The organism is Nocardia sp. KT25-26, from assembly GCF_056627695.1.
On the sequence record NZ_CM152813.1, the window covers coordinates 948958 to 974210 of the forward strand.

The window sequence follows — 25253 nt, forward strand, 5'->3', positions numbered from 1 at the left end:
GGTAGCACCTGAACAACCGTGAGGGCGGGAACGCAACAGCGTTCCCGCCCTCACGGCGTTTCTGCGGCCGGAATCAGCTGCCGGTCGGGTCCGAATCGTTCTTACGCCAGCCGAGCAGGACGGATTCGCTGTGTTGCCGGCCCCAGGGCAGGAACAGGGCGACGACGACGGCGCAGGCCAGGACCGCGAGGGTGGCGACGAGGGAGGCGGCGTGGGCGCCTGCCATGGTGGCGATCTTCATATCGGTGATCAGGTTCTCCCGGGCCGGTTCCAGGAAGGGCGGCAGATCGGAGGCGCGGATCTCCAGGACGCTGATCGGGCTGGCCAGAACCAGGCTCTTCTGGTCGTCGTCCATGATTCCGCCGGGCACGTTCTCCAGGATCGGGGCGACGCGGGTGGTGTAGAAGGACGCGACGATGGAGCCGAGGACGGCGACGCCGAGGGTGCCGCCGACCTCGCGGGTGGTGTCGTTGACCGCCGATCCGGCACCCGCCTCGTTCAGCGGCAGCGAGGACATGATCGATTCGGTCGACGGGCCCTGCACGATGGCCATGCCGAGCGCCATGGCGACCATCGACGGCAGCACATCGGTCAGATAGGCGCTCTCGACGGTGACATGCCGGACCAGATACAGGCCGAGTCCGGTGAGCAGCAACCCGAACACGATCACGGGCGTGCTGCCGAAACGCTGCGCCAGCAGGGTGGCGACCGGAGCGCCGATGGCGACCGATACCGCGAACGGCAATGACGCGATACCGAATTCGAGCGGCGTGTATTCCCGGACGCCCTGGAAGTATTGGGTGATCAGGAACAGGAAGCCGAACATCGAGAAGTAGGCGACAGCGATTGCCAGCGCGGGAAACGAGAATCGCCGGTTCCGGAACAAACGCATATCGAGAATCGGTGTGCGCGTGCGCAATTCCCAGAGAACGAAACCGGTGAGCAACACGGCGCCGATCGCCCCGGTGCCGAGCGTGGTCGCCGAGGTCCAGCCGTTGTGTGGTGCTTCGATGATGGCCCAGACCAGCAGGGTGATACCGGCGACGGACAATCCGATGCCGGGCAGATCCAGCCGGCCGACCTCGGTGGAGCGGGATTCCGGCACCCAGGCCAGGGTGGCGGCGAAGGCGATCACTGCGACCGGCACATTGATCCAGAACACCGAATGCCAGCTGAAGTGCTCGAGCAGCCAGCCGCCGGTCACCGGGCCGATGGCGATGGCGAACCCGGCCATGGCGGTCCACGCGGCGATGGCCAGGGCGCGTTCGCGCCGGTCGGTGAAGATGTTGATGATCAGGGCGAGGGTGGCGGGAAACACCGCGGCTGCGAACACACCCATGGCGGCTCGTGCCGCGATCACCTCGGTCATCGAACCGGCGAGGGCGCCGCCGATCGACATGACGGCGATCCCGGCGAGACCGATCAGCATGATCCGGCGGCGGCCGTACCGGTCGCCCAGATTGCCGAAGGCGAGCAGCAGACCCGCGAAGGTCAACGTGTAGGCGTCGACGACCCATTGCAGGCCGCTGACGCCGGTGTGCAGCTGGACGCCGATGGAGGGCAGCGCCACGTTGACGATCGTGTTGTCCAGTACGACCAGCAGTTCGGCCAGGCAGATGACGGCCAGGGCGAGAAACCGCAACGGTCGCCGGTCCAGCGTCTTCGGTGGAGCGACTTCGATGGTGGTCATGGTCGATAGTGAAACAGATTACTGTCACCGAACGTAACAGTCAGAATTGTCTTTCTGGTCACTTCGAAGCATATGGTGTGGTATGTGTCACGAAACTGGTACTCCCGGCTGTTGATCTGTACCCCGTTTTGGCAGTTCGCCGCCGGTGCAGGTACATTGGACCTCGGTCGTCGACGAGTTCGACTGCCACCCGATTTCGTTCTACCGAAGACCGTTGGTCGTCGATCCCGTTCGCGGGTTCGATCGAAGGTCCGGCGACATTGCCGGCGGCCCACGCAGGGAGGACCGAGGCATCGGAACCTACGCGCCGCCATGGCGTCGCGATCATGTTCTTCTGCGCCCCGGAACGCTCTGCGTCCGGGGCGTTCGTTTTGTCGCCGGCCGTCTGATCGGTAGTTCGGTACCCGAACCGACATCAGAGAGGAGGCGAAGTATGGCAAATCCCGAGAAGGTCGCCGCGGTTGCGGAGATCAAGGAGCAGTTCGAGACCTCCACGGCCACCGTGGTCACGGAATACCGTGGTCTGTCCGTCGGTGCGATCACCGAACTGCGCCGTGCGCTCGGTGCCGGCGCCACGTACTCCGTCGCCAAGAACACCCTGGTCAAGCGGGCGGCCGCGGAAGCGGGCGTCGAGGGCCTGGACGAGCTGTTCGTCGGCCCGACCGCCATCACCTTCATCAAGGGTGAGCCGGTCGACGCTGCCAAGGCGCTGAAGAACTTCGGCAAGGAGCACAAGGCACTCGTCATCAAGGGCGGGTACATGGACGGCGCTGCGCTGTCCGTGTCCGAGGTCGAGAAGCTCGCCGACCTGGAGTCCCGCGAGGTCCTGCTGTCCAAGCTGGCCGGTGCGATGAAGGGCAACATGTCGAAGGCCGCGGCGCTGTTCCAGGCTCCCGCCTCGCAGGTGGCCCGGCTGTCTGCCGCCCTGCAGGACAAGAAGCAGGCCGAAGGCGCTGCCGAGTAATACCCGTCCGGCGCGAGCGCCGACGTAGACATTCGATTACCGAAAGGAAACAACAATGGCCAAGCTGTCCCAGGATGAGCTGCTCGACGTCTTCTCGGAGATGACCCTGCTCGAGCTGTCCGAGTTCGTGAAGGCGTTCGAGGAGAAGTTCGACGTCACCGCCGCTGCTCCGGCTGCCGCCGTGGTCGCCGCTGCTCCGGGTGCCGCTGCCCCGGCCGAGGAGGAGAAGGACGAGTTCGACGTCATCCTCGAGGGTGCCGGCGACAAGAAGATCCAGGTCATCAAGGTGGTCCGTGAGGTCGTCTCCGGCCTGGGCCTGAAGGAGGCCAAGGAGCTCGTCGAGGGTGCCCCGAAGGCGCTGCTCGAGGGTGTCGACAAGGAGGCCGCCGAGGCCGCCAAGACCAAGCTGGAAGAGGCCGGTGCCAAGGTCTCGCTGAAGTAATTCACTTCCGGCATTGTGCGAACGGGTGGTCCCCTATGGGGGCCGCCCGTTCCTCGTTTTCCGGGACATGCGACTGTTGTGGGGAGCAGAACAAAACGGATGAGGTTACTCTTCGGTCATGTAGGGGTGTGCCCTGTCTCACCGATGGGTTACAGTGACCGGACCCACTGTGACGTGACGCACCGCCGGAAAACGCGCGCGGTACGCGGGGTGGGCTGCTCGCAGGGAAGCAATGGAGGTTGGCGTGGGCGTCGAGGTCAGGACCGAAAGCGTAACGAAGTCGTTCGGTTCCCAGCGGATTTGGCAGGACGTCTCCCTGACTCTGCCCTCCGGCGAGGTGAGCGCGCTGCTCGGCCCGTCCGGTACCGGTAAGTCGGTGTTCCTGAAGTCGTTGATCGGCCTGCTGCGCCCGGAGCGCGGGTCCATCTACATCGACGGCACCGATATCACCACCTGCTCCAACAAGGAGCTCTACGAGATTCGCAAGCTGTTCGGCGTGCTCTTCCAGGACGGCGCGCTGTTCGGTTCGATGAATCTGTTCGACAATGTCGCCTTCCCGCTCCGTGAGCACACGAAGAAGTCGGAGAGCGAGATCCGGCAGATCGTGATGGAGAAGCTGGAGCTGACCGGTCTGCTCGGCGCCGAGGGCAAACTGCCCGGCGAGATCTCCGGCGGTATGCGCAAGCGCGCCGGCCTGGCCCGCGCGCTGGTGCTGGATCCGCAGATCATTCTGGTCGACGAGCCGGACTCCGGTCTGGACCCGGTGCGTACCTCGTACCTGGCGCAGTTGCTGATCAACATCAACGCGCAGATCGACGCCACGATCCTGATCGTGACGCACAACATCAACCTGGCCCGGACCGTGCCGGACAACATCGGCATGCTGTTCCGCCGGCAGCTGGTCATGTTCGGTCCGCGTGAGGTGCTGCTGACCTCGGAAGAGCCGGTCGTCAAGCAGTTCCTCAACGGCCGGATGATCGGCCCGATCGGCATGTCCGAGGAGAAGGACGAAGCCCAGATGGCCCGCGAGCAGGCGCTGGTCGACGCCGGTCACCATCATGGCGGCGCCGAGGAGATCGAGGGGATCATCCCGCAGATGCGGGCGGAGCCGGGGATGCCGGTCCGGCAGGCGGTCATCCGCCGCCAGGCCCGGGTGCGCGAGATCATGCACACCCTGCCGCATGCCGCGCAGGTGGCGATCCAGGACTCGCTGGCCGATTCGGATTCCGAGGCCACCCAGGTGCTGCCCGCCTACTCGGAGGCGACCTTCGACAAGACCGTTCCGAACGGCCCGGTCAACGGCTGAATCTCCGGCAGATCGGATCGGGCCCCGGCGACCGCGCCGGGGCCCGATCCGTGTCCGGACCGTCCCGGCCCGGGCGGCTCGTCCGGGTGGTCCGGGGCGCCGGGTGCAGCCCGCGTAGCGGTGAGTTGCCTTCTGCCCGCCGGGGTCCGAGCACTTGACGCGGACTGCCGGATTCCGTCACTCTTGTCACAGCAGGGGTGTCCGGAGGCGGTTGCCCCCAGTGTTCGGACAGCGGCGCGGCCAGCGTCTGTCGGGTTCGGCGCGTTTGCCACGCGGAACACCGTGTGGATGGTATGTTGACACGCCCTTCTATAAGGGTGTAAGTTTGGACGTTGCGCTGGCTGCCTCCTGTCCATACCTCGATCTGCACACGTGAGTTCCACCTTCCGGTGTTACTTCCGCTGCTGCCTGTTCGGGTCTCGATCAGGTCGTGACCAGCAAGAATCTCAACGTAGCAGGCAAGCGACGGTCGCGGACCACCACGCGACGCGCGTGAGGTGCTGGAAGGACGCATCTTGGCAGTCTCCACCCAGACCAAGGCTGGAATCCCGGGGGCCCCGAAGCGGGTTTCCTTCGCGAAGATCCGAGAGCCTCTCGAGGTGCCCGGACTTCTCGACCTACAAACGGACTCGTTCGCCTGGTTGGTCGGTTCGCCCGATTGGCGCGAGCGCGTCGCGGCCCGCGGCGAAGCGGGCCTGGCGGGCGGACTGGAGGAGGTGCTCGAGGAGCTCTCGCCGATCGAGGACTTCTCCGGCTCCATGTCCCTGTCCTTCTCCGATCCGCGCTTCGAAGAGGTCAAGGCCTCCATCGAGGAGTGCAAGGAAAAGGACATGACCTACGCGGCGCCGTTGTTCGTCACCGCGGAGTTCATCAACAACAACACCGGCGAGATCAAGTCGCAGACGGTGTTCATGGGCGACTTCCCGATGATGACCGACAAGGGCACGTTCATCATCAACGGCACCGAGCGTGTCGTGGTTTCGCAGCTGGTCCGGTCCCCGGGCGTGTACTTCGATCACTCGATCGACAAGACCACCGAAAAGGACCTGCACAGCGTCCGCGTCATCCCGAGCCGTGGCGCCTGGCTGGAATTCGACGTGGACAAGCGCGACACCGTGGGTGTGCGCATCGACCGCAAGCGCCGGCAGCCGGTCACCGTGCTGCTGAAGGCACTGGGCCTGACCACCGAGGAGATCGTCGAGCGCTTCGGCTTCTCCGAGATCATGATGTCCACCCTGGAGAAGGACAGCACCCCGGGGCAGGACGAGGCGCTGCTGGACATCTACCGCAAGCTGCGTCCGGGTGAGCCGCCGACCAAGGAGTCCGCGCAGACTCTGCTGGAGAACCTTTTCTTCAAGGAGAAGCGCTACGACCTGGCCCGCGTCGGCCGCTACAAGATCAACAAGAAGCTGGGCATCCACGTCGGTGAGCCGGTCACCAGCTCGGTGCTGACCAAGGAAGACATCGTCACCACCATCGAGTACCTGGTGCGCCTGCACGCCGGGGACACCAGCATGACCGCGCCCGGTGGTCAGGAAGTGCCGGTCGAGGTCGACGACATCGACCACTTCGGCAACCGCCGCCTGCGCACCGTGGGTGAGCTGATCCAGAACCAGATCCGGGTCGGCCTGTCCCGGATGGAGCGGGTCGTCCGCGAGCGGATGACCACCCAGGACGTCGAGGCGATCACGCCGCAGACCCTGATCAACATCCGCCCGGTGGTCGCCGCGATCAAGGAGTTCTTCGGAACCTCCCAGCTGTCGCAGTTCATGGACCAGAACAACCCGCTGTCCGGCCTGACCCACAAGCGCCGCCTGTCGGCGCTGGGCCCCGGCGGTCTGTCCCGGGAACGCGCCGGCCTGGAAGTCCGTGACGTGCACCCCTCGCACTACGGCCGGATGTGCCCGATCGAGACCCCGGAAGGCCCGAACATCGGCCTGATCGGTTCGCTGTCGGTGTACGCGCGGGTCAACCCGTTCGGGTTCATCGAGACCCCGTACCGCAAGGTCGTCGAGGGCCGGGTCACCGACGAGGTGGTCTACCTGACCGCCGACGAGGAGGACCGGCACGTCCGCGCCCAGGCCAACTCGCCGCTGGACGCCGACGGCCGTTTCGTCGACGACCGCGTGCTGGTGCGCCGGGCCGGTGAAGAGGTCGAATTCGCCTCGCCGACCGAGGTCGACTTCATGGACGTCTCGCCGCGCCAGATGGTGTCGGTCGCGACCGCGATGATTCCGTTCCTCGAGCACGACGACGCCAACCGTGCCCTGATGGGCGCGAACATGCAGCGTCAGGCCGTGCCGCTGATCCGTTCCGAGTCCCCCGTGGTGGGCACCGGTATGGAGCTGCGGGCCGCGGTCGACGCCGGCGATGTGGTCGTCAACGACCTGGCCGGTGTGGTCGAGGAGGTCTCCGCCGACTACGTCACGGTGATGGCCGACGACGGCAGCCGCAAGTCCTACCGGCTGCGCAAGTTCAACCGCTCCAACCAGGGCACCTGCTCCAACCAGCGTCCGATCGTGGACGAGGGCCAGCGGGTCGAACAGGGCCAGGTCCTCGCCGACGGCCCCTGCACCGAGAACGGTGAGATGGCGCTCGGCAAGAACCTGCTCGTGGCGATCATGCCGTGGGAAGGCCACAACTACGAGGACGCGATCATCCTCAGCCAGCGGCTGATCGAGGACGACACCCTCACCTCGATCCACATCGAGGAGCACGAGATCGATGCCCGCGACACCAAGCTGGGCGCCGAGGAGATCACCCGGGATATCCCGAACGTCTCCGACGAGGTCCTCGCCGACCTGGACGAGCGCGGCATCATCCGGATCGGTGCCGAGGTCCGCGACGGCGACATCCTGGTCGGCAAGGTCACCCCGAAGGGCGAGACCGAGCTGACCCCCGAGGAGCGGCTGCTGCGCGCGATCTTCGGTGAGAAGGCGCGCGAGGTCCGCGACACCTCGCTGAAGGTGCCGCACGGCGAGTCCGGCAAGGTCATCGGCATCCGGGTGTTCTCCCGCGAGGACGACGACGACCTGCCTCCGGGCGTGAACGAGCTTGTCCGGGTGTACGTGGCACAGAAGCGCAAGATCCAGGTCGGCGACAAGCTGGCCGGCCGCCACGGCAACAAGGGCGTCATCGGCAAGGTGCTGCCGACCGAGGACATGCCGTTCCTGCCGGACGGCACCCCGGTGGACATCATCCTGAACACCCACGGTGTGCCGCGTCGTATGAACGTCGGCCAGGTGCTGGAAACCCATCTGGGCTGGATCGGCAAGGCCGGTTGGCAGGTTCAGATCGCCGGCGACGGCAGCCGGCCGGACTGGGCGCAGACGCTGCCGGAGGAGATGCTGGGTGCCCCGGCGGACTCCAATATCGCGACGCCGGTCTTCGACGGTGCCCGCGACGACGAGCTGGCCGGTCTGCTCGGCTCGACCCTGCCGAACCGCGACGGCGAGCGCATGGTCGACGAGAACGGCAAGGCGACCCTGCTCGACGGCCGCTCCGGCGAGCCGTTCCCGTTCCCGGTCGCGGTCGGTTACATGTACATCCTGAAGCTGCACCACCTGGTCGACGACAAGATCCACGCCCGTTCGACCGGCCCGTACTCGATGATCACCCAGCAGCCGCTGGGTGGTAAGGCGCAGTTCGGTGGTCAGCGTTTCGGTGAGATGGAGTGCTGGGCCATGCAGGCCTACGGTGCGGCGTACACGCTGCAGGAACTCCTGACCATCAAGTCCGACGACGTGGTGGGCCGAGTGAAGGTCTACGAGGCGATCGTCAAGGGCGAGAACATTCCGGAGCCGGGCATTCCGGAATCGTTCAAGGTGCTCCTGAAGGAACTCCAGTCGCTGTGCCTCAATGTCGAGGTGCTGTCGTCGGACGGCGCGGCCATCGCGATGTCCGACGGCGACGACGAGGACCTGGAGCGCGCGGCGGCCAACCTGGGCATCAACCTGTCCCGGAACGAAGCGGCCACCGTCGACGATCTGGCGAACTAGGCGTAGCGGCCGGGCCGGTACCCACCGGCCCGGCCACTCGCGCTCGACCTACTAGTGAACTTTTGCTCGTATCGGACCCGAACAGGGGAAAGGAAGTTACGTGCTAGACGTCAACTTCTTCGATGAACTCAAGATCGGCCTGGCCACCGCCGAGGACATCCGTAACTGGTCCTACGGTGAGGTGAAGAAGCCGGAGACGATCAACTACCGCACGCTCAAGCCGGAGAAGGACGGCCTGTTCTGCGAGAAGATCTTCGGGCCCACCCGGGACTGGGAGTGCTACTGCGGTAAGTACAAGCGTGTCCGCTTCAAGGGCATCATCTGTGAGCGCTGTGGCGTCGAGGTCACCCGCGCCAAGGTGCGTCGCGAGCGGATGGGTCATATCGAGCTGGCCGCGCCGGTCACCCACATCTGGTACTTCAAGGGCGTCCCCTCGCGCCTGGGTTACCTGCTGGACCTGGCGCCGAAGGATCTCGAGAAGATCATCTACTTCGCCGCGTACGTGATCGTCGCGGTGGACGAGGAGCTGCGGCACAACGAACTCTCCACCCTCGAGGCGGAGATGGAGGTCGAGAAGAAGGCCGTCGCCGATCAGCGCGACGCCGACCTCGAGGCCCGCGCGCAGAAGCTGGAAGCCGATATCGCCGAGCTGGAGGCCGAGGGCGCCAAGTCCGACGTCCGCCGCAAGGTGAAGGACGGCGGCGAGCGTGAGATGCGCCAGATCCGGGACCGGGCCCAGCGTGAGCTGGATCGCCTGGAGGAGATCTGGACCACCTTCACCAAGCTGTCGGTCAAGCAGCTGATCGTCGACGAGGTGCTCTACCGTGAGCTCGTCGACCGTTACGGTGAGTACTTCACCGGCGCGATGGGTGCGGAGTCCATCCAGAAGCTGATGGAGGGCTTCGATATCGAGGCCGAGGCCGAGTCGCTGCGCGAGACCATCCGCACCGGCAAGGGCCAGAAGAAGCTGCGTGCGCTCAAGCGGCTCAAGGTCGTCGCGGCGTTCCAGAACAACAACAACTCGCCGATGGGCATGGTCCTGGACGCGGTGCCGGTGATCCCGCCGGAACTGCGGCCGATGGTTCAGCTCGACGGTGGCCGTTTCGCCACCTCCGACCTGAACGACCTGTACCGCCGCGTGATCAACCGCAACAACCGCCTCAAGCGACTGATCGACCTCGGTGCGCCCGAGATCATCGTCAACAACGAGAAGCGGATGCTGCAGGAGTCGGTGGACGCGCTGTTCGACAACGGCCGTCGTGGCCGGCCGGTGACCGGTCCCGGTAACCGCCCGCTCAAGTCGCTGTCGGATCTGCTCAAGGGCAAGCAGGGCCGGTTCCGGCAGAACCTGCTCGGTAAGCGTGTCGACTACTCCGGCCGTTCGGTCATCGTCGTCGGCCCGCAGCTGAAGCTGCACCAGTGCGGTCTGCCCAAGCTGATGGCCCTGGAGCTGTTCAAGCCGTTCGTGATGAAGCGCCTGGTCGACCTGAACCACGCGCAGAACATCAAGTCCGCCAAGCGGATGGTGGAGCGGCAGCGGCCGCAGGTGTGGGACGTCCTCGAAGAGGTCATCGGCGAGCATCCGGTGATGCTGAACCGTGCGCCCACGCTGCACCGCCTCGGCATCCAGGCCTTCGAACCGCAGCTGGTCGAGGGCAAGGCCATCGAGCTGCACCCGCTGGTGTGTGAGGCCTTCAACGCCGACTTCGACGGTGACCAGATGGCCGTGCACCTGCCGCTGTCGGCGGAGGCGCAGGCCGAGGCCCGCATCCTGATGCTGTCCTCGAACAACATCCTGTCGCCGGCGTCCGGCCGCCCGCTGGCTATGCCGCGTCTGGACATGGTCACCGGTCTGTACTTCCTGACCCGGATCGACGAGGACGCGCCCGGCACCTACCGGGCCGCCGAAGGCGACGAGCCCGAGGTCGGCGTGTTCTCTTCGCCGGCCGAGGCGCAGATGGCGGTGGACCGTGGTGAGCTGACCATGCGGTCGCTGATCAAGGTGCGGCTGACCGACCAGCGTCCGCCGAAGGAGATCGAGGCCGAGCTGTTCCCCGAGGGCTGGCAGCCCGGCGACGCCTGGCTCGCCGAGACCACCCTGGGCCGGGTGCTGTTCAACGAGCTGCTGCCGCCGGACTACGCGTTCATCAACGAGCAGATGCCGAAGAAGCGGCAGGCCACGATCATCAACGATCTGGCCGAGCGCTACCCGATGATCGTGGTCGCGCAGACCGTCGACAAGATGAAGGACGCCGGTTTCTACTGGGCCACCCGGTCCGGTGTCACCGTCTCCATGTCCGACGTGCTGGTGCCGCCGAACAAGGCGGAGATCATGGAGCGCTACGAGGCGCAGTCCGATCAGATCGAGAAGAAGTACCAGCGTGGTGCGCTCGATCACCAGGAGCGCAACAACGCCCTGGTCAAGATCTGGCAGGAGGCGACCGAAGAGGTCGGTAAGGCGCTGCGGGATCACTACCCCGCCGACAACCCGATCATCACGATCGTCGACTCGGGTGCGACCGGTAACTTCACCCAGACCCGTACCCTCGCCGGGATGAAGGGTCTGGTGACGAACCCGAAGGGTGAGTTCATCCCGCGCCCGATCAAGTCCTCGTTCCGTGAGGGCCTGACCGTGCTCGAGTACTTCATCAACACCCACGGTGCGCGTAAGGGTCTGGCCGACACCGCGCTGCGTACCGCGGACTCGGGCTACCTGACCCGTCGTCTGGTGGACGTCTCGCAGGACGTCATCGTGCGCGAGAACGACTGTGGCACCGAACGCGGCATCACCGTGCCGATCGCGGAGAAGCAGGCCGACGGCACGCTGATCCGGGACGCGCACGTGGAGACCTCCGCGTACGCCCGGACGCTGGCCGCCGACGCCCTCGACGAGCAGGGCAACGTGGTCGTCGCCAAGGGTGCCGACCTGGGCGATCCGGCGATCGAGGCGCTGCTCGAGGCCGGTATCACCGACGTCAAGGTTCGCTCCGTGCTGACCTGTGCCACCGGCACCGGCGTCTGCGCCGTCTGCTACGGCCGTTCGATGGCGACCGGCAAGCTGGTCGACATCGGTGAGGCCGTCGGTATCGTCGCCGCCCAGTCCATCGGTGAGCCCGGTACCCAGCTGACCATGCGTACCTTCCACCAGGGTGGTGTCGCCGGCGACGACATCACCGGTGGTCTGCCGCGTGTCCAGGAGCTGTTCGAGGCCCGGGTCCCCAAGGGCAAGGCCCCGATCGCCGAGGTCTCCGGCCGGGTCCGGCTGGAGGACGACGACCGCTTCTACAAGATCACCATCATTCCGGACGACGGTTCCGACGATGTGGTCTACGACAAGCTGTCGAAGCGTCAGCGGCTGCGCGTGTTCAAGCACGACGACGGCACCGAACGGCTGCTCTCCGACGGCGACCACGTCGAGGTCGGCCAGCAGCTGCTCGAGGGTGCTGCCGATCCGCACGAGGTGCTGCGCGTCATGGGCCCGCGTCAGGTGCAGGTGCACCTGGTCCACGAGGTCCAGGAGGTGTACCGGTCGCAGGGTGTGTCCATCCACGACAAGCACATCGAGACGATCGTCCGGCAGATGCTGCGCCGGGTGACCATCATCGATTCGGGTGCCACCGAATTCCTGCCCGGCTCGCTCACCGAGCGCGCCGACTTCGAGGCAGCGAACCGCCGGGTGGTGGCCGAGGGCGGCGAGCCGGCTTCCGGCCGTCCGGTGCTGATGGGTATCACCAAGGCCTCGCTGGCCACGGATTCGTGGCTGTCGGCGGCGTCCTTCCAGGAGACCACTCGCGTGCTGACGGATGCGGCGATCAACACCCGCTCCGACAAGCTGATCGGTCTCAAGGAGAACGTCATCATCGGTAAGCTCATCCCGGCCGGTACCGGTATCAACCGTTACCGCAACATCCAGGTGCAGCCGACCGAGGAGGCCCGGGCCGCCGCGTACGCGGTGCCGTCCTACGACGACACCTACTACAGCCCGGAGGGCTTCGGTACCACCACCGGTGCCGCGGTCCCGCTGGACGACTACGGATTCAGCGACTACCGGTAATCCGGTAGCGCTCTCCTCGACTGTGGCCCCCGCTCTTCGAGCGGGGGCCACAGTTGTGTCCGCAGGCCGTAGCCTGGAAGGTATGGCAGGCAAGGAAATCGACCGGACCCGGGCGCGTGCCGCGTGGGCGACGGTCAAGCAGAGTCCGTTCATCACTGCGGTGGCCGCCGCACCGTTCGTGCTGGTGCTGGTGGGAGTCTGGTGGCTGCTGGGCGGGTTCGCCGCCTTCGTGCTGCTGCTTGTGATGGCGGGGGTGGTCGTGGTCGGCGGCAAGCTACTGCGCTGACCGGTTGATCGTCGGTGGTCGGTCGAGGGGCGGCCGCTCGGCTCGACGTCCTGGGGGGCAGCGCGGTACGCTCCAAATATACGGTTCCGTATATTTGGAGGTCGGTATGACGTTGCCACCGGGACAACGTGCGGTCGAGGGATTTCCGCGATTCGGCACCCATCTGCACCATCCGCCACCGCCGGTTCCGGCCGATCCGGTGCTCGAGATCATCGGCCCGGACGGGGAAGAGTTCACGCTGCCGCTGACCGAGGTCACCGAATCGACGCGGTGCCAGGTCACGGCCGACTTCCACTGTGTCGCCGGGTGGTCGGCGACCGGACTGCGCTGGGCCGGGGTGCCGTTCGAGGCATTCTTCCAGGACCTGGTGGCGCCGCGACTCACCGCACCGGAATCGATCACCCACGTCGAATGCGCAGGGGCGGACGGGGTCCGGTCGATCGCGCTGCTCGACGATCTCCGCGCCGAGGACGTCCTGATCGCCGACCGGTTGAACGGCCGGCCCCTGGACGGCGACCACGGCGCTCCGGTGCGGCTGGTCAGCCCGGGGCAGTACGGTTTCGTCAACATCAAGCATCTGTGCCGCGTCGAGTTCCACGCCGGCACCCCGCCGGTTCCCGACCGCTGGTCACCGCTGGCGTCGCATGCGCGCGCCCGGGTGTGGGAGGAGGAACGCCACCGGGTGCTGCCGGGCCGGGTGGTCCGGCCGGTCTACCGGATGCTGATCGGGCCGATTCGCGCATTGAGCGCCCGCGGTAGCCGCTGAGCGCGCTGCACCGGTCTCGGGTGCGCGGAGGTGGGTGGTCAGCGATCGCCCATGTCGAGCCGCGTGGGACGCAGCACCACGATGCCGGGGATGGTGGCCACGTACTCGCCCAGCGGCTGGTCCACCACCCGGTCGTATCGGTCCAGCGAGGAGGCGTTGCGGAACATCGGGCCATCGGGCGTCTGCCGCACGATGCCGACGTGGGTCACGTCCAGCCCGGCCGCGGGGGAGTAGGCGCCGAGGTAATCGCCGGTGCGCAGGGTGCCGAGCAGGTCGGCATCGACCGCTTCGGCCGGGATGAAGGTGATGTCCCGGGCTGTAACCGGCAGCCCGGGCAGATAGCGGCCGCCGTCGGGCTTCACGTTCAGCTGCTTGCCGACGGTGACCGCCGCGGGGCTCAGCTCGGCCGTGACATCGGTGGCGGCCGAGCCGGCGTAGGCCCAGTCGGTGAAGAAATGCCGGCGGTGCTGGAAACCGACCAGCCCGTTCCGATAGCGGGTGCGGACCACGGCGGATACGAATTCGTCGCGGGTGCGCGCCTCGGTGAGGGCATGGACGTAGTCGAGGTAGGTGAAACAGTCCAGGCCGCGGAAGTCGATCACCAGCTGTTCGTCCCGGGTGGCCGAGCCGACCAGCATGCCCGCCCGGTACGGGCGGCCCAGGAACAGCTCCGACAGGGTATCGATCAGTTCGGCCCGATCGGCGGTCCCCGCTTCCGCGCGCAGCGCCAGTGCCTCGTCCAGCAGCGCGGCGGTGGATTCGTCGAGCGGAACCCGATCGGGCCGGGCCTGCGCCGCCGCGGGCAGGGATCCACCGGCGAGCACCAGCACGATCAGCAGGAGGCGAACGATCAGGCGCACGGCGATCTCCTCACTCGGTCCGGGACGGCCACCAGCCTAGCGGCGGCGTCCACCGGGCCGGGGCGGGATCAGCGGCCCGGCCCGATCGGCGTCGTCGTGGCCACGGCATCCGGTGGTGGTACCCGCCGGACGCCCGGACAGGTCTTGCCGACCAGATGGCATTTCGCCTCGAAGCCCTGCGGGAGCCAGCTGCCCGCCCGGTACACCGGGTGCTCCGGGAAGTGCTTGTGGGCGGCCAGGACGAACAGCAGCACCGCCCACCGGGTGCGGATCAGCAATTGGTGCAGGGTGCCCTGACGATCCCGGATCCGGCAGCAGAATCCGGTCGGGTCGTGCAGGTCGACGGTATCCAGATCCCGCCAGTACAGCGAGAACGAGTGCACCGGGTTACCCAGGTGGATCCGCTGCTCGGAGATCATCACCCGGCCGGGATGGTCGGCGACCCAATGCGGTTGCGCGGCAGCGGTCGGCAACCACCACATCGGACTGGTCACGGTGCGGGTGTACGTCGGCGGCGGCAGGACGGCGGCCGGATTGCCGCCGGTGCGCCACCGATACCAGGTCGCCGAACCGTCACCGAGGCAGACCTCACCCGGATGCAACCGAGCGCGGGTGGGATGCGAACGCAGAACTCCCATCCGCCCGTTGCGCAGCAGATCGAGGATGCCGCTGGTGTACAGCAGGTGATCGTCGAACCAGCCCCAGCCGACCTGCGCCGCCAGTGCCCGATCGATATCGGCCAGCGGGTTCTCCATCGGCCCCTCCCACAGATCGTCGATGCCGCGCTCACCTTACCGGCGGCCGGCATCGACGACCGGTGCGGTCATGAGGAGCTCGATGCTGTGGATTCCGCCGGCCGGGGCCGAGCCGGTGCGGTGCGGCCGTGCGTGGTGTACAGGGTGAGGCCGACAAAGGTGAGACCGCCGACCAGATTTCCGAGCACGGTCGGGATCTCGTTCCAGATCAGGTAGTCGCTCACCGAGAAGTCGCCGCCGAGTAGCAGCCCGGAGGGGAACAGGAACATGTTGACGATGGAGTGCTCGAAACCCATGTAGAAGAACAGCATGATCGGCATCCACATGGCGATCACCTTGCCGGACACCGAGGTCGACATCATGGCTGCTACGACACCGGTGGAAACCATCCAGTTGCACAGGACGGCGCGGATGAACAGCGTCAGCATGCCGGCGGCCCCGTGGTCGGCGTAGCCGACGGTCCGGGATTCACCGATCGCCCCGAGTCGTTGCCCGACCTCGTTGGGATCCATATCGAATCCCATGGTGACGATGATGGCCATCATCACTGCGACGGTGAAGGCACCGGCGAAGTTCCCGATGAACACCAGACCCCAGTTGCGTAGCATCGCCCGGACAGTCACTCCGCGCCGCTTATCGATCAGGGCCAGCGGAACCAACGTGAAAACACCGGTGAGCAGGTCGAATCCGAGTAGGTACAACATACAGAAGCCGACCGGGAACAACACGGCTCCCAGCAACGGTTCACCGGTCTGCACCGTGATCGTGACGGCGAACGCGGCCGCCAGGGCGAGGATGGCGCCCGCCATGTAGGCGCGGATCACCGTGTCCCGAGTCGACATGAAAGCCTTCGCCTCGCCGGCGTCGACCATCTTGCCGACGAAGTCGGCGGGTTGCAGGTACGACATGGCACATTCCTTCCTCGAGTTCGAGCGCAGTCTGCGACATGCGCATGTCCCCTCGGTGACGTAGCGGATGCGCCCATGTTTCGGCCGAGTTCGCGTCCGCGCACCGAAAGTGCATGCCGAGTGTGTTGCACTGCGGTCACTTTCGGTGCCGTTTGTGAGGTCTGGGTTAACACCTGCGGCTCGGGGCGCGGAGGGTGCCCCTGCGGTGCGAGGCTGTCCGGTGAATCCGACCGGAGGAGTGCCGATGCAACCGATCATGAGCAGAACTGTCGCCGCGGATCTCGTCGTGGCGGCGCGGATCCGGAAGGGGCTGAGCTGGGCCGAGATCGCCGAGAAGATCGGGGCGCCCCTGGTGTGGACCACCGCGGCGCTGCTCGGTCAGCATCCGATGACCGCTGAGCAGGCAGCGTCGGTCTGCGGGTTGCTCGAACTCGACGAGGCCGTCGCCGAGGCATTGCGGCACCAGCCGGTCCGCGGCACCTCGGCCGCGGTGCAGGCGGACCCGGTGATCTATCGCTTCACCGAAGCGCTGGCGGTCTACGGCCCCGCACTGAAGGAACTGATCCACGAGGAATTCGGCGACGGCATCATGAGTGCGATCAACTTCAAGGTCGACTTCGCTCGCCGGCCAGATCCGGACGGGGACCGGGTGGTGGTCACCTTCGACGGCAAATTCCTCGACTACCGCTGGTGACCACCTACTACGCCGATCAGGGGGCTCCGGTGGCGTAGGCGATCGCGGCATCGATCGCGGGCTGTCCGCCGGCGGCGGCATACGCTGCCATCGCGCCGATGGCGGCGCCGGCCACGGTGGCCAGCGGGACGGTGATGAAGTCCAGGACGAACAGGCCGAGCGGGAAGCCGAGCACGAAACCGATGGCGCCGCCGATCACGGCGCCGGTGGTGATCTCCGGCTGCAGCCGTTCGGTCTCGGCGAAGAACCGGTCCGCGGCGCTGATATCGCGCAACGGTGCATCGGTGGCGCCGTCCGGGGTCAGCGTGAGCTCGGTGCCGGTCTCGTCGATCTCCGGGATCAGCGCCACCTCGTGCTCCTCCGCCCGCACCAGCATCGGCAGGGCGGCGACGATCTCGCCGTCCGCATCGGTGACGGCGACGATCTCACCGTCTTCGATCAGTTCGAAGCGCCCGGCATCCAGGATCGCCGACACTCCGTGCCGGTCCTCGGTCAGGCCCACCTCGTAGCCGACTCCGTCCACCACGCCCGTCAATTCGGGTGCCGTCGTCGCGGCCGGTTCCGGTGCGGGCCGGGCATGTGCGGTGGCAGGTCCGGCGGCGACGAGTGCCGCACTGACCAGTGCGACAGCGGTGAATCCGGAGAAACGCATCATCCTCTTCCTGTTCGGTGACCGACGCGGCTGCCACCGGGAAACGGCAGCACGGTCCGCGTCGCCGCGCGACCGGCACGGCGACTCGCGAACAAGATACCGGGGCCGGCCGAGATCCGATGCGCTCCGCCCGGATTCCGGCACCTGTGACAAAAACGTTGGGTGGTCAGCCGGGTGTGGTGAGGCGGCGGCGCCGCGGTTTCAGTTGCAGCGGCGGCAGCGGGGGCGCCGGAATGCGCTGCTCCGGCGGGTGTCCGGCGATATCGCCGAACCGGGTGGTGTCGTGCTCGGCCCAGGCGGTGCGGGCGGCGACGATCTCGGCATGGCTGCGGGCGACGAAGTTCCACCACATCACCAGTTCCTCGCCGAACGGTGCACCGCCGATGAGCACGGCGTGCGCGCCCGGTGCGCTGGTGATGGTCAGCTCGGCTCGGTCGCTGCCCAGGTAGAGCAGCGGGCCCGGGGTGAGCTCGTCGCCGGTGACCCGTACGGAGCCGTCGATCACCAGCAGGGCGTGCTCGAAGCCCGGGTCGAGCGGCACCGTGACGACTGCGCCGGGCGCCAGATGCAGGTCGGCACCGATGATCGGGGTGTAGGCGGTGGCCGGTGAGGTCACGCCGGCGAACGTGCCGATCAGCACCACGGCACGCAGCCCGTCGCGCCGGAAGGTCGGCAGGTTCCGGTGCTGTTCGAAGTGCGGTGCGATGCCGGTCCGGTCTCCGGGCAACGCGATCCACAACTGCAGGCCGTGCCCGGCCGGGGCCTGCCGGTCCGCGTATTCGGAATGTGCGATGCCGCGGCCGGAGGTCATCAGATTCAACTGGCCCGGCTCGATCAGCACATCCGAACCGACCGAATCCCGATGCCGGACGCGGCCCTCGAACGGCCAGGTCACCGTCTGCAACCCGATATGCGGGTGCGGATCGATATCCGGCGGGGCACCGGTCCTGGTCACCTTCGGGGAACCGAAATGATCGAGGAAACACCAGGCGCCCACGGTCGGCAGATCCCGCTGCGGCAGCACCCGCTCCACGAACACCCCGCGCACCCCGCCCAGCGGAACCTCGCGCGCCGGATAACGGCAGGTCACCGGACCTGGACCGGGCGCAGGACGGCACAGCGACTCACCCGGATTCGCCTCCAGATCGCTCACGGGTCACCTCGCTCCGCTCGGCGCCCCGTGCGCGAGGCGCGCTGTGCTGGTCGGTTCGCTCGCAGGCTCGCTCACGGGTCACCTCGCTCCGCTCGGCGCCCCGTGCGCGAGGCGCGCTGTGCTGGTCGGTTCGCTCACCGGACCACGCCTTTGCCCAGTACATGTGGATCCAGTTCGGGGTGCTTCTCCAGGTAGCGCACGATGAACGGGCAGTGCGCCTGGATCACCCGGCCGCGAGCGATCACATCGGCCAGTGCGGCGTCGGCGAGGGCACCGGCAAGGCCCTTTCCGGCGAAGGCATCGTCGACCTCGGTGTGGACGAAGTCGGTGATGTCGTCGCGTTCCACGTATTCGGTGAACCCGGCGAGTTCGCCCTGGTAGTGCACCTCGTACCGGTTCCGGTCGGCATTGTGGACGATCTCGACCCCGGGGATGTTTCCGGCCACGGCGGATTCCTTTCCGGATGCGACAGCGACACCCCGAATGCTACTGCGTGGCACACCCGGCGCCGGGCTACGTGACCCGCCGGGGTGGGGCGGGAATCCGTCCTCAGCCGGCGTTCCGCAGCTGCCGCGCCTGGAACGGCTCCTGGAGCAGGGCATCGGCGACGGCCAGGAAACGTTCCAGATGCGGGGCGCGCAGGTTCGCCTCCCATGCTCCGGTGTCCGTCCACTCCTCGAGCAGAGCGATCCGGGTCGGATCGTGCGGATCCTGGTACAGCTCGTAGGCCAGGCAGCCGGTGGCGGCGCGGGTGGGTTCGATGAGCCGTTCGAGCTCGTCGCGCAGTTCATCGGCTCGGTCCGGCCGGGCAGTGAAGCGCACGTTGAGCGTCAGGGTGGCGGCCGTGTCCGAGGTCGGCTCCGCACCGGAGTAGGCGGCGATCTTGTAGTCCAGGACTGCGACGGTCTGTTGCAGCCCGGCGATCTTGGCCAGGACATCGGACCGGGTCTGCCGGAACATCTCCAGCCGTTCCGGGAACGTCGACTCGCCCGCCCGCACCAGTTCCGCGTAGCGGACCATATCGGCGACCGGCATGCCGGTCCGACGGAGCTTGCCGATCAGGTCCAGCCAGTCCAGGTCCTGATCACTGAACCGGCGCTGACCGCTGTGGTCGCGGCCGACATAGTCCATCAGCCCGATCCGCTCGTACCAGCGGAGGGTGTCCCGGCTCAGGCCGGACCGCTCCGCTGCCTCGCCGATCGAATAGCGGGGGCGGTTCCGGTCGTCGACCCGAGTGGCTGTTTCGTTCATGCGCCTGACGCTAGCGACCTGGAGCGCACTCCGAGCAAGCCGATCGGGCGCCGATGTCGATCAGCGTGGGATGTGGAAGGTGCGCAGGTCGCCGGTGCCCGGGCCGATCTCCGCCCACGGCCGGTCGAACTGCAGGACGGCCAGCGCCGAGGTGGGGAACCTCCGGCTGAGTTCGACGGCGGCATCGCTGTCGTGGTCGGCGGTCAGGTCCCAGGCCGTCCAGGGCATGCCGGGGGAGTGCCCGACCACCAGCAGGGTGCCGACGGCGGCATCGGTGAGCTGCACCAACTCGATCAGGACGTCCGGCTCGGCGCCGTAGATCTCGTCGCAGTACTCGACGGGAGCCGTGATGCCGGTCGCGGTCAGCGTCTCCCGGGTACGGGTGGCCGTCGAACACCGCACGGCATCGATATCTGGATGGTGGGCGCGTAGCCAATCCCCGGCCAGCCCGGCCTGCCGGTGGCCGCGGGGCGCCAGCGGGCGGCCGTGGTCACCCACGCCTTCCGGATAGGCCGATTTGCCGTGCCGCATCAGGATCAGGGTCCGCACCATGGCTCCACAGTAGAAAACTGCAGCGGAATCGCCACCGCTGCCGCCCGGGTCGGTCACCTGCGGTCGAACACCCTCCGGTTTGCTGAGGCGGGACTCACACTCGAGGCAGACTGGGGGGTGCGTCACACTGGTGATGAGCCGCGCGACGTCAACAGCCCACAGATAGTTCGAGGATCAGCACACTATGGCCTACGTCATCACGCAGCGTTGTTGCAACGACGCCAGCTGCGTTCCCGAGTGCCCGGTCGATTGCATCCGGCCCACCCCGGACCAGCCCGAGTTCGCGACCGCGGAGATGCTGCACATCGATCCGGACACCTGCATCGACTGCGGTGCCTGCGTCGATGCCTGCCCGGTCGACGCCATCTTCTCCGAGGACGATCTGACCGCCTCGTTGGCGCGCTACCGCGATATCAACGCCGCCTACTTCGAGCGGCATCCGCTGGAAGCCGACTTCGACGCCCTGACCACGCCACCCCGGCCACCCAAGGAGCTGGGCACGCTGCGAGTGGCGATCGTCGGCGCCGGTCCGGCGGCCTGTTACGCCGCCGACGAACTGCTCCGCCGCAGTGACTGCGAGGTCGAGATGTTCGACCGGCTGCCCACCCCGTACGGGTTGGTGCGCGCCGGTGTCGCACCGGACCATCAGGGCACCAAGGGCGTATCCGGCATGTTCGAATCGGCGTTCCGGCGCGACACCCTGCAGTTCTATCTGAACGTGGCGGTGGGGGAGCACATCTCGCATGCCGAACTGCTGCAGCATCACCACGCGGTGATCTATGCCGTCGGAGCGAGCGACGATCGGCATCTGAACGTGCCCGGGGAGGAGCTGCCCGGCAGCCATTCCGCGACCGAGTTCGTGGCCTGGTACAACGGTCACCCCGACTATGCCGACCGGGAGTTCGATCTGTCCGGCGAGCGGGCGGTGATCGTCGGCAACGGCAACGTCGCGCTGGACGTGGCGCGGGTGCTCACCACCGACCCGGACGACCTGGCGAAGACCGATATCGCCGACCATGCCCTGGACGCGCTGCGCCGCAGCAATATCCGGGAAGTGGTGGTCCTCGGCCGGCGTGGACCGCTGCAGGCCGCCTACACCTCGCCGGAATTCCTGGCGCTGGCCCACCTCGACAGCGTGGACATCGTCGTCGACGAGGCCGACCTGGAACTGGATCCGGGCAGCCGGGCACAGCTCGACGATCCGGAGGCCGAGCCCGCCCTGAAATTGAAGTACACCCTGGCCGAGGAGTACGCGGCGGCGCCGCGCGACCCGGCTCACCGGCGGATCGTCTTCAGGTATCTGGCCTCCCCGGCCGCGCTGCACGGCACCGACCGGGTCACCGGGATCGAGTTCGTGCACAACGAGCTGGTGGAATCCGACGGACGGCTGGTGGCCCGGGCCACCGACCGCACCGAAACCCTGGACACCGGCCTGGTGCTGCGGTCGATCGGCTACCGCGGTGCGCCGGTGCCGGACCTGCCGTTCGAGGAGCGGGCCGGGACGGTGCCGAACGAGGCCGGCCGGGTGCTCGGCGAGGGCGGCACACCGCTGCCCGGTGTGTACGTCTCGGGCTGGATCAAGCGTGGTCCGCGCGGTGTGATCGGCTCGAACCGGGTGGATGCCGAACAGACTGTGGAACAGTTGATCGCCGACTTCACCGCCGGTGCGCTGGCTGCCCCCACCGCGGATCGGGCCGCGCTGCGCACGCTGCTGGAACAGCGGCAGCCCGACCTGGTGGACCGCCAAGGCTGGAAGAACATCGACGCTGCGGAGAAGGCCGCCGGGAAGGCGGCCGGTCGGCCGCGGGTCAAGTTCACCAGCCGGGACGACCTGATCAAGGCGGCCCGGGAGTAACGGACGGGTCCTGCCCCTGCCGGGTTACTCCGGCAGGGGCATGAGCCGCACCACGGTTGTCGTGATGCCGCCGACGACGAACCAGAGCCGCAGTACCGGATGGCCGTTGCGGTCGCCCGGTTCGTAGCGGCTGCGTACGCTCACGTGCTCGCGGGCCAGTACCGGCGCGACGTATTCGATGACGGCGCGATGCGGCCCGGCGACCAGCTTCGGGTAGTCGACCAGGTACTGCTCCACGGCCTGCCAGTAGCAGGCGTTGTTCACATGGTTGTACTGATCGATATCGGTGGCCCGCACCGGGAACGGCAGATCGGTATCGGATTCGGGCGGCGCCGGATCGGTGAGGTACGGCCGCCAGCGCAGCCGGTGCTCGCTGGTGGTCTGGGCCAGGTAGGCCAGGCCCTCGTCGCTGATCCGCGCGGGCAGGTTGTTGGCCTCGCTGATGTTGATCCAGAAACCCTCGGTCTCGATCAGCCCGCCGCTGTCGCTGGTGATCCGCACCCGCATGTTGGCCCAGCGGGTCGACATGCTGGCGCACCAGCGGCGCAGCTGCACCTGGTCCGGCCAGCTCACCGGCCGGATCACGTCGATGACGGTGCGGCGCACGATCCAGTTGGGGTCGGTGCGGTGCAGCATCGAATGATGCAGGTTGTCCCAGGCGATATCCTGCAGATAACGCGCTACGGCGTCGAGACGGAGGCGGTGGTACGGATCCACGTCGCCAGCCCGGACCGGCCACGCCGTGGCGAAGCCGATGCCCTCCTGGGGAAGCGGGGCGAGTGGCTGATCGAGTGACACTTGTGCTCCTCGCGCTGCACGCTCTGTGCGCGACTTCTTGCATGTTCTTCCGACCACGACTTTACGGGGCGTAGGTCACACTTGTTGCGGTGAGTCTCGAGAAGCAGGTCAACGGGTTGTGATCGGCGACAGCTCGCCGGTGCGGCCGGTACCCTGCTGGAATGGCCGGGCGGGATATGTCGGGCACCCGGTTCGGGTGCTACGAGCTGCGCCGACTGCTGGGTGTCGGCGGGATGGGCGAGGTCTACGAGGCCTTCGACGTGGACAAGCAGCGCCTCGTGGCGGTGAAGATCCTGAGCCGTGCGCTGGCCGCCGATCCGACGTATGTGGAGCGATTCCGCCGGGAGTCGTTCGCGATGGCCGGGGTATCGGAACCCCATGTCATCCCGGTACACGACTGGGGCGAATACGACGGGATCCTCTATATCGACATGCGGCTCGTCCGGGGCCGGGATCTGCGCGCGCTACTGCAGGAACGCGGCCGGCTGACCCCGGCGGAGGCCGTTTCGGTGGTCGAACAGATCGCCGCCGCACTGGACGCCGCACATGAGCAGAACCTGATCCACCGCGATGTGAAACCGGCCAACATCCTGCTCACCGGCGAATTGTTCGCTTACCTGGTCGATTTCGGAATCGCTCGTTCGGTCGAAGATCCCGCGCTGACCGGTACCGGCAATGCCGTCGGCTCGATGCCGTATATGGCGCCGGAACGGTTCGAGAACGTCCCGATGACCGGTGCGGTGGACACCTACGCCCTGGGCTGCGTGCTGTACGAGAGCCTGACCGGACGGGTCCCCTTCCCGGTGGACAGTCTGGCCGGGGTCATCGGGGCGCACCAGCTCGCGCCCCCGCCTGCGCCCGGCGCCGTATCCGCCGAGCTCGCCGCCTTCGACCCGGTGATCGCGCACGGGCTGGCCAAGGCGCCCGCCGATCGGTACCGCAGCCCGGGGGAACTCGCCCGGGCTGCCCGGGCGGCGCTGGCCCGGTCACAGCGTGCGGCGCCGCCGACCACCGCATACGCCCCCGCCGAGCCGCCCGGCACGCACCGTCCGGAGCACTGGCCGCAGGCATCGGCCCAGACACCTGCTGTCGGTGCCCCGCCCGCGCCGCCCGGCGCGAGCGGCGGGGCGGACGACCCCGCGCCCGGCGCTGCTGCTTCGGGCAGTATGCCGCCGGTCGAGCCACCCGGCCGCCGGTCCAGCGCGAATGCCTCGTCACCTGGTCACCGGTACCCTGGCTCGGCAGCCACACCGGCTGTCGACGCCCCGGCCCGGCACGCCGCCGATGGTGCCGGACAGCCGGGGCGGGCGGCGCCGCCGGCGGCCGCCGGGACGAACCGGGCGGCCGGGCCCGGAGAACCAGGCACCGGAGCACTACCCCGACCCGGTGCGAGCCAGGGTGCCGGTGGCGGTCGCGGGGTGTTGGCGCCGACTCGGGTGGAGCGGCCGGGCGTGGCGGGATCGGCGCCGCGGCGGTCGCTCGGGCTGTGGGCCGGGGCGGCCGGCGTACTCGCGGTGCTGCTGGTGGCCGGAGCCGTGGGCTGGGTCGTCCTGGACCGTGGGGGCGATACCGGGCGGCAGGCGGCGACGACCACGCGGGTGCTGCCGCCGCCGGTTCCGGGTTCGCCGGTCGATACGGACGTCGAGCCGGCGCCGGATCCGCCCTACGCCGACCCCACCGAGCGGGTGACGACCGGGCAGGACGCACCGGACCGCGGCCCGGCGCCCGCACCGGTGCCGGATCTGCCGCCGCTCACCGGTGCGGTCGACGGCGCCGACGGCCGGGGATTCGTCGGTGCCGGACCACGCTGCAATGCCGAAGATCCGGCGATGACCATCGCACGCACCACCGCATCCCAGGTGGTGATCTGCCGAACCGGAGTGGGCCGCTACTACTACAAGGGCGTCCGCGCCCGCGACGGGCTCGGCCTGGAGGTGGACGATCCGGTGCCCGGTAACAGCGGTGGTTTCATCGCCACCAATCCGACCGACGGCACCGAATACCGGCTGTCCGGTGCATCGCTGACGATCGTCCGCGACGGTGAGATCCTCGCCGCCGAGCCGGTTCTCGAATTCGCCTACCGCTGACCGCGCTGCAGCGATTTCGACCCGGCAGGGTGTCCACCGCCCTGGACGACCGGGTTTGCTGGTGCGAATCACCCTGATGCGCGACACGATTCACCTGGTCACCTGCCCGCGATGCGGTGCGGATCGCCCCGCATATCCAGCCGGAACCGGGAGCGCGCGGTACCGCCGAGGCCGCAGCGGTT

Annotated in this window: 20 protein-coding genes; 10 read left to right on the forward strand and 10 right to left on the reverse strand. The window is 67.7% G+C overall.

Annotated features, from left to right (window positions below):
- Positions 1 to 73 precede the first annotated feature (73 nt).
- Positions 74 to 1690: an MFS transporter gene (locus AC1HFH_RS04460; protein WP_480246156.1), complete on the reverse strand. Its 1617-nt coding sequence runs from the start codon at positions 1688 to 1690 to the stop codon at positions 74 to 76.
- Between the two features lie 433 nt (positions 1691 to 2123).
- Between AC1HFH_RS04460 and rplJ the strand changes: the two genes are divergently transcribed.
- From rplJ to AC1HFH_RS04495, 7 genes are all read left to right on the forward strand, one after another.
- Positions 2124 to 2654 carry a 50S ribosomal protein L10 gene (gene rplJ / locus AC1HFH_RS04465; RefSeq protein ID WP_480246157.1) on the forward strand — a complete coding sequence of 177 codons (531 nt, stop codon included), beginning with the start codon at positions 2124 to 2126 and terminating at the stop codon, positions 2652 to 2654.
- 55 nt (positions 2655 to 2709) lie between these two features.
- On the forward strand, positions 2710 to 3096 hold the full coding sequence (gene rplL / locus AC1HFH_RS04470) for a 50S ribosomal protein L7/L12 (protein WP_480246158.1): 387 nt from the start codon (positions 2710 to 2712) through the stop codon (positions 3094 to 3096).
- A gap of 232 nt (positions 3097 to 3328) precedes the next feature.
- A complete protein-coding gene (locus tag AC1HFH_RS04475; protein ID WP_480246159.1) occupies positions 3329 to 4402 on the forward strand; it encodes an ABC transporter ATP-binding protein in 1074 nt (357 codons plus the stop codon).
- Positions 4403 to 4899: 497 nt separating this feature from the next.
- The gene (gene rpoB / locus AC1HFH_RS04480) at positions 4900 to 8400 is read left to right on the forward strand and encodes a DNA-directed RNA polymerase subunit beta (RefSeq protein ID WP_480246160.1); all 3501 of its coding nucleotides are present in this window, start codon (positions 4900 to 4902) and stop codon (positions 8398 to 8400) included.
- A gap of 100 nt (positions 8401 to 8500) precedes the next feature.
- Entirely contained in the window at positions 8501 to 12454 is a 3954-nt protein-coding gene (locus tag AC1HFH_RS04485; protein WP_480246161.1) for a DNA-directed RNA polymerase subunit beta', read from the forward strand.
- 82 nt (positions 12455 to 12536) lie between these two features.
- Entirely contained in the window at positions 12537 to 12740 is a 204-nt protein-coding gene (locus tag AC1HFH_RS04490; RefSeq protein WP_480246162.1) for a hypothetical protein, read from the forward strand.
- Between the two features lie 106 nt (positions 12741 to 12846).
- Positions 12847 to 13506, forward strand: a complete 660-nt coding sequence (locus tag AC1HFH_RS04495) for a molybdopterin-dependent oxidoreductase (RefSeq protein ID WP_480246163.1) — start codon at positions 12847 to 12849, stop codon at positions 13504 to 13506.
- 38 nt (positions 13507 to 13544) lie between these two features.
- On the opposite strand, the gene AC1HFH_RS04500 is transcribed toward AC1HFH_RS04495, so the two are convergent.
- The 3 genes from AC1HFH_RS04500 to AC1HFH_RS04510 form a co-directional block, all read right to left on the reverse strand.
- Positions 13545 to 14366 (reverse strand): DUF1460 domain-containing protein, encoded by an 822-nt coding sequence (locus AC1HFH_RS04500; protein WP_480246164.1) that lies wholly within the window; start codon positions 14364 to 14366, stop codon positions 13545 to 13547.
- Between the two features lie 68 nt (positions 14367 to 14434).
- Complete coding sequence (locus AC1HFH_RS04505; RefSeq protein WP_480246165.1) at positions 14435 to 15121, reverse strand: hypothetical protein; 687 nt, start codon at positions 15119 to 15121, stop codon at positions 14435 to 14437.
- Positions 15122 to 15189: 68 nt separating this feature from the next.
- Complete coding sequence (locus AC1HFH_RS04510; protein WP_480246166.1) at positions 15190 to 16029, reverse strand: formate/nitrite transporter family protein; 840 nt, start codon at positions 16027 to 16029, stop codon at positions 15190 to 15192.
- Between the two features lie 244 nt (positions 16030 to 16273).
- Between AC1HFH_RS04510 and cynS the strand changes: the two genes are divergently transcribed.
- The gene (gene cynS, locus AC1HFH_RS04515) at positions 16274 to 16723 is read left to right on the forward strand and encodes a cyanase (protein WP_480246167.1); all 450 of its coding nucleotides are present in this window, start codon (positions 16274 to 16276) and stop codon (positions 16721 to 16723) included.
- A gap of 16 nt (positions 16724 to 16739) precedes the next feature.
- On the opposite strand, the gene AC1HFH_RS04520 is transcribed toward cynS, so the two are convergent.
- The 5 genes from AC1HFH_RS04520 to AC1HFH_RS04540 all read right to left on the reverse strand — a co-directional run bounded on the left by AC1HFH_RS04520 (position 16740) and on the right by AC1HFH_RS04540 (position 20331).
- A complete protein-coding gene (locus AC1HFH_RS04520; RefSeq protein WP_480246168.1) occupies positions 16740 to 17375 on the reverse strand; it encodes a DUF8020 domain-containing protein in 636 nt (211 codons plus the stop codon).
- Positions 17376 to 17541: 166 nt separating this feature from the next.
- Positions 17542 to 18528 carry a pirin family protein gene (locus AC1HFH_RS04525; protein WP_480246169.1) on the reverse strand — a complete coding sequence of 329 codons (987 nt, stop codon included), beginning with the start codon at positions 18526 to 18528 and terminating at the stop codon, positions 17542 to 17544.
- A gap of 134 nt (positions 18529 to 18662) precedes the next feature.
- Positions 18663 to 18974 (reverse strand): GNAT family N-acetyltransferase, encoded by a 312-nt coding sequence (locus tag AC1HFH_RS04530; protein WP_480246170.1) that lies wholly within the window; start codon positions 18972 to 18974, stop codon positions 18663 to 18665.
- Positions 18975 to 19077: 103 nt separating this feature from the next.
- Positions 19078 to 19779 carry an antibiotic biosynthesis monooxygenase gene (locus AC1HFH_RS04535; protein ID WP_480246171.1) on the reverse strand — a complete coding sequence of 234 codons (702 nt, stop codon included), beginning with the start codon at positions 19777 to 19779 and terminating at the stop codon, positions 19078 to 19080.
- Positions 19780 to 19839: 60 nt separating this feature from the next.
- Entirely contained in the window at positions 19840 to 20331 is a 492-nt protein-coding gene (locus tag AC1HFH_RS04540; RefSeq protein WP_480246172.1) for a SixA phosphatase family protein, read from the reverse strand.
- 184 nt (positions 20332 to 20515) lie between these two features.
- On the opposite strand from AC1HFH_RS04540, the gene AC1HFH_RS04545 reads away from it, so the two are divergent.
- Positions 20516 to 22186 (forward strand): FAD-dependent oxidoreductase, encoded by a 1671-nt coding sequence (locus AC1HFH_RS04545; protein ID WP_480246173.1) that lies wholly within the window; start codon positions 20516 to 20518, stop codon positions 22184 to 22186.
- A gap of 24 nt (positions 22187 to 22210) precedes the next feature.
- On the opposite strand, the gene AC1HFH_RS04550 is transcribed toward AC1HFH_RS04545, so the two are convergent.
- Complete coding sequence (locus tag AC1HFH_RS04550; RefSeq protein ID WP_480246174.1) at positions 22211 to 22984, reverse strand: acyl-[acyl-carrier-protein] thioesterase; 774 nt, start codon at positions 22982 to 22984, stop codon at positions 22211 to 22213.
- Between the two features lie 161 nt (positions 22985 to 23145).
- Here AC1HFH_RS04550 and AC1HFH_RS04555 point away from each other — a divergent pair, with 161 nt between their 5' ends.
- Complete coding sequence (locus tag AC1HFH_RS04555; RefSeq protein WP_480246175.1) at positions 23146 to 25071, forward strand: serine/threonine-protein kinase; 1926 nt, start codon at positions 23146 to 23148, stop codon at positions 25069 to 25071.
- Positions 25072 to 25253 lie beyond the last annotated feature (182 nt).

Bases quoted from the DNA above. Each gene is read 5' to 3' on its own strand.
- AC1HFH_RS04460 (WP_480246156.1), bottom strand. From the start codon at position 1,690: ATGACCACCATCGAAGTCGCTCCACCGAAGACGCTGGACCGGCGACCG.
- rplJ (WP_480246157.1), top strand. From the start codon at position 2,124: ATGGCAAATCCCGAGAAGGTCGCCGCGGTTGCGGAGATCAAGGAGCAG.
- rplL (WP_480246158.1), top strand. From the start codon at position 2,710: ATGGCCAAGCTGTCCCAGGATGAGCTGCTCGACGTCTTCTCGGAGATG.
- AC1HFH_RS04475 (WP_480246159.1), top strand. From the start codon at position 3,329: ATGGAGGTTGGCGTGGGCGTCGAGGTCAGGACCGAAAGCGTAACGAAG.
- AC1HFH_RS04490 (WP_480246162.1), top strand. From the start codon at position 12,537: ATGGCAGGCAAGGAAATCGACCGGACCCGGGCGCGTGCCGCGTGGGCG.
- AC1HFH_RS04495 (WP_480246163.1), top strand. From the start codon at position 12,847: ATGACGTTGCCACCGGGACAACGTGCGGTCGAGGGATTTCCGCGATTC.
- AC1HFH_RS04505 (WP_480246165.1), bottom strand. From the start codon at position 15,121: ATGGAGAACCCGCTGGCCGATATCGATCGGGCACTGGCGGCGCAGGTC.
- AC1HFH_RS04510 (WP_480246166.1), bottom strand. From the start codon at position 16,029: ATGTCGTACCTGCAACCCGCCGACTTCGTCGGCAAGATGGTCGACGCC.
- cynS (WP_480246167.1), top strand. From the start codon at position 16,274: ATGCAACCGATCATGAGCAGAACTGTCGCCGCGGATCTCGTCGTGGCG.
- AC1HFH_RS04520 (WP_480246168.1), bottom strand. From the start codon at position 17,375: ATGCGTTTCTCCGGATTCACCGCTGTCGCACTGGTCAGTGCGGCACTC.
- AC1HFH_RS04535 (WP_480246171.1), bottom strand. From the start codon at position 19,779: ATGAACGAAACAGCCACTCGGGTCGACGACCGGAACCGCCCCCGCTAT.
- AC1HFH_RS04540 (WP_480246172.1), bottom strand. From the start codon at position 20,331: ATGGTGCGGACCCTGATCCTGATGCGGCACGGCAAATCGGCCTATCCG.
- AC1HFH_RS04545 (WP_480246173.1), top strand. From the start codon at position 20,516: ATGGCCTACGTCATCACGCAGCGTTGTTGCAACGACGCCAGCTGCGTT.
- AC1HFH_RS04555 (WP_480246175.1), top strand. From the start codon at position 23,146: ATGGCCGGGCGGGATATGTCGGGCACCCGGTTCGGGTGCTACGAGCTG.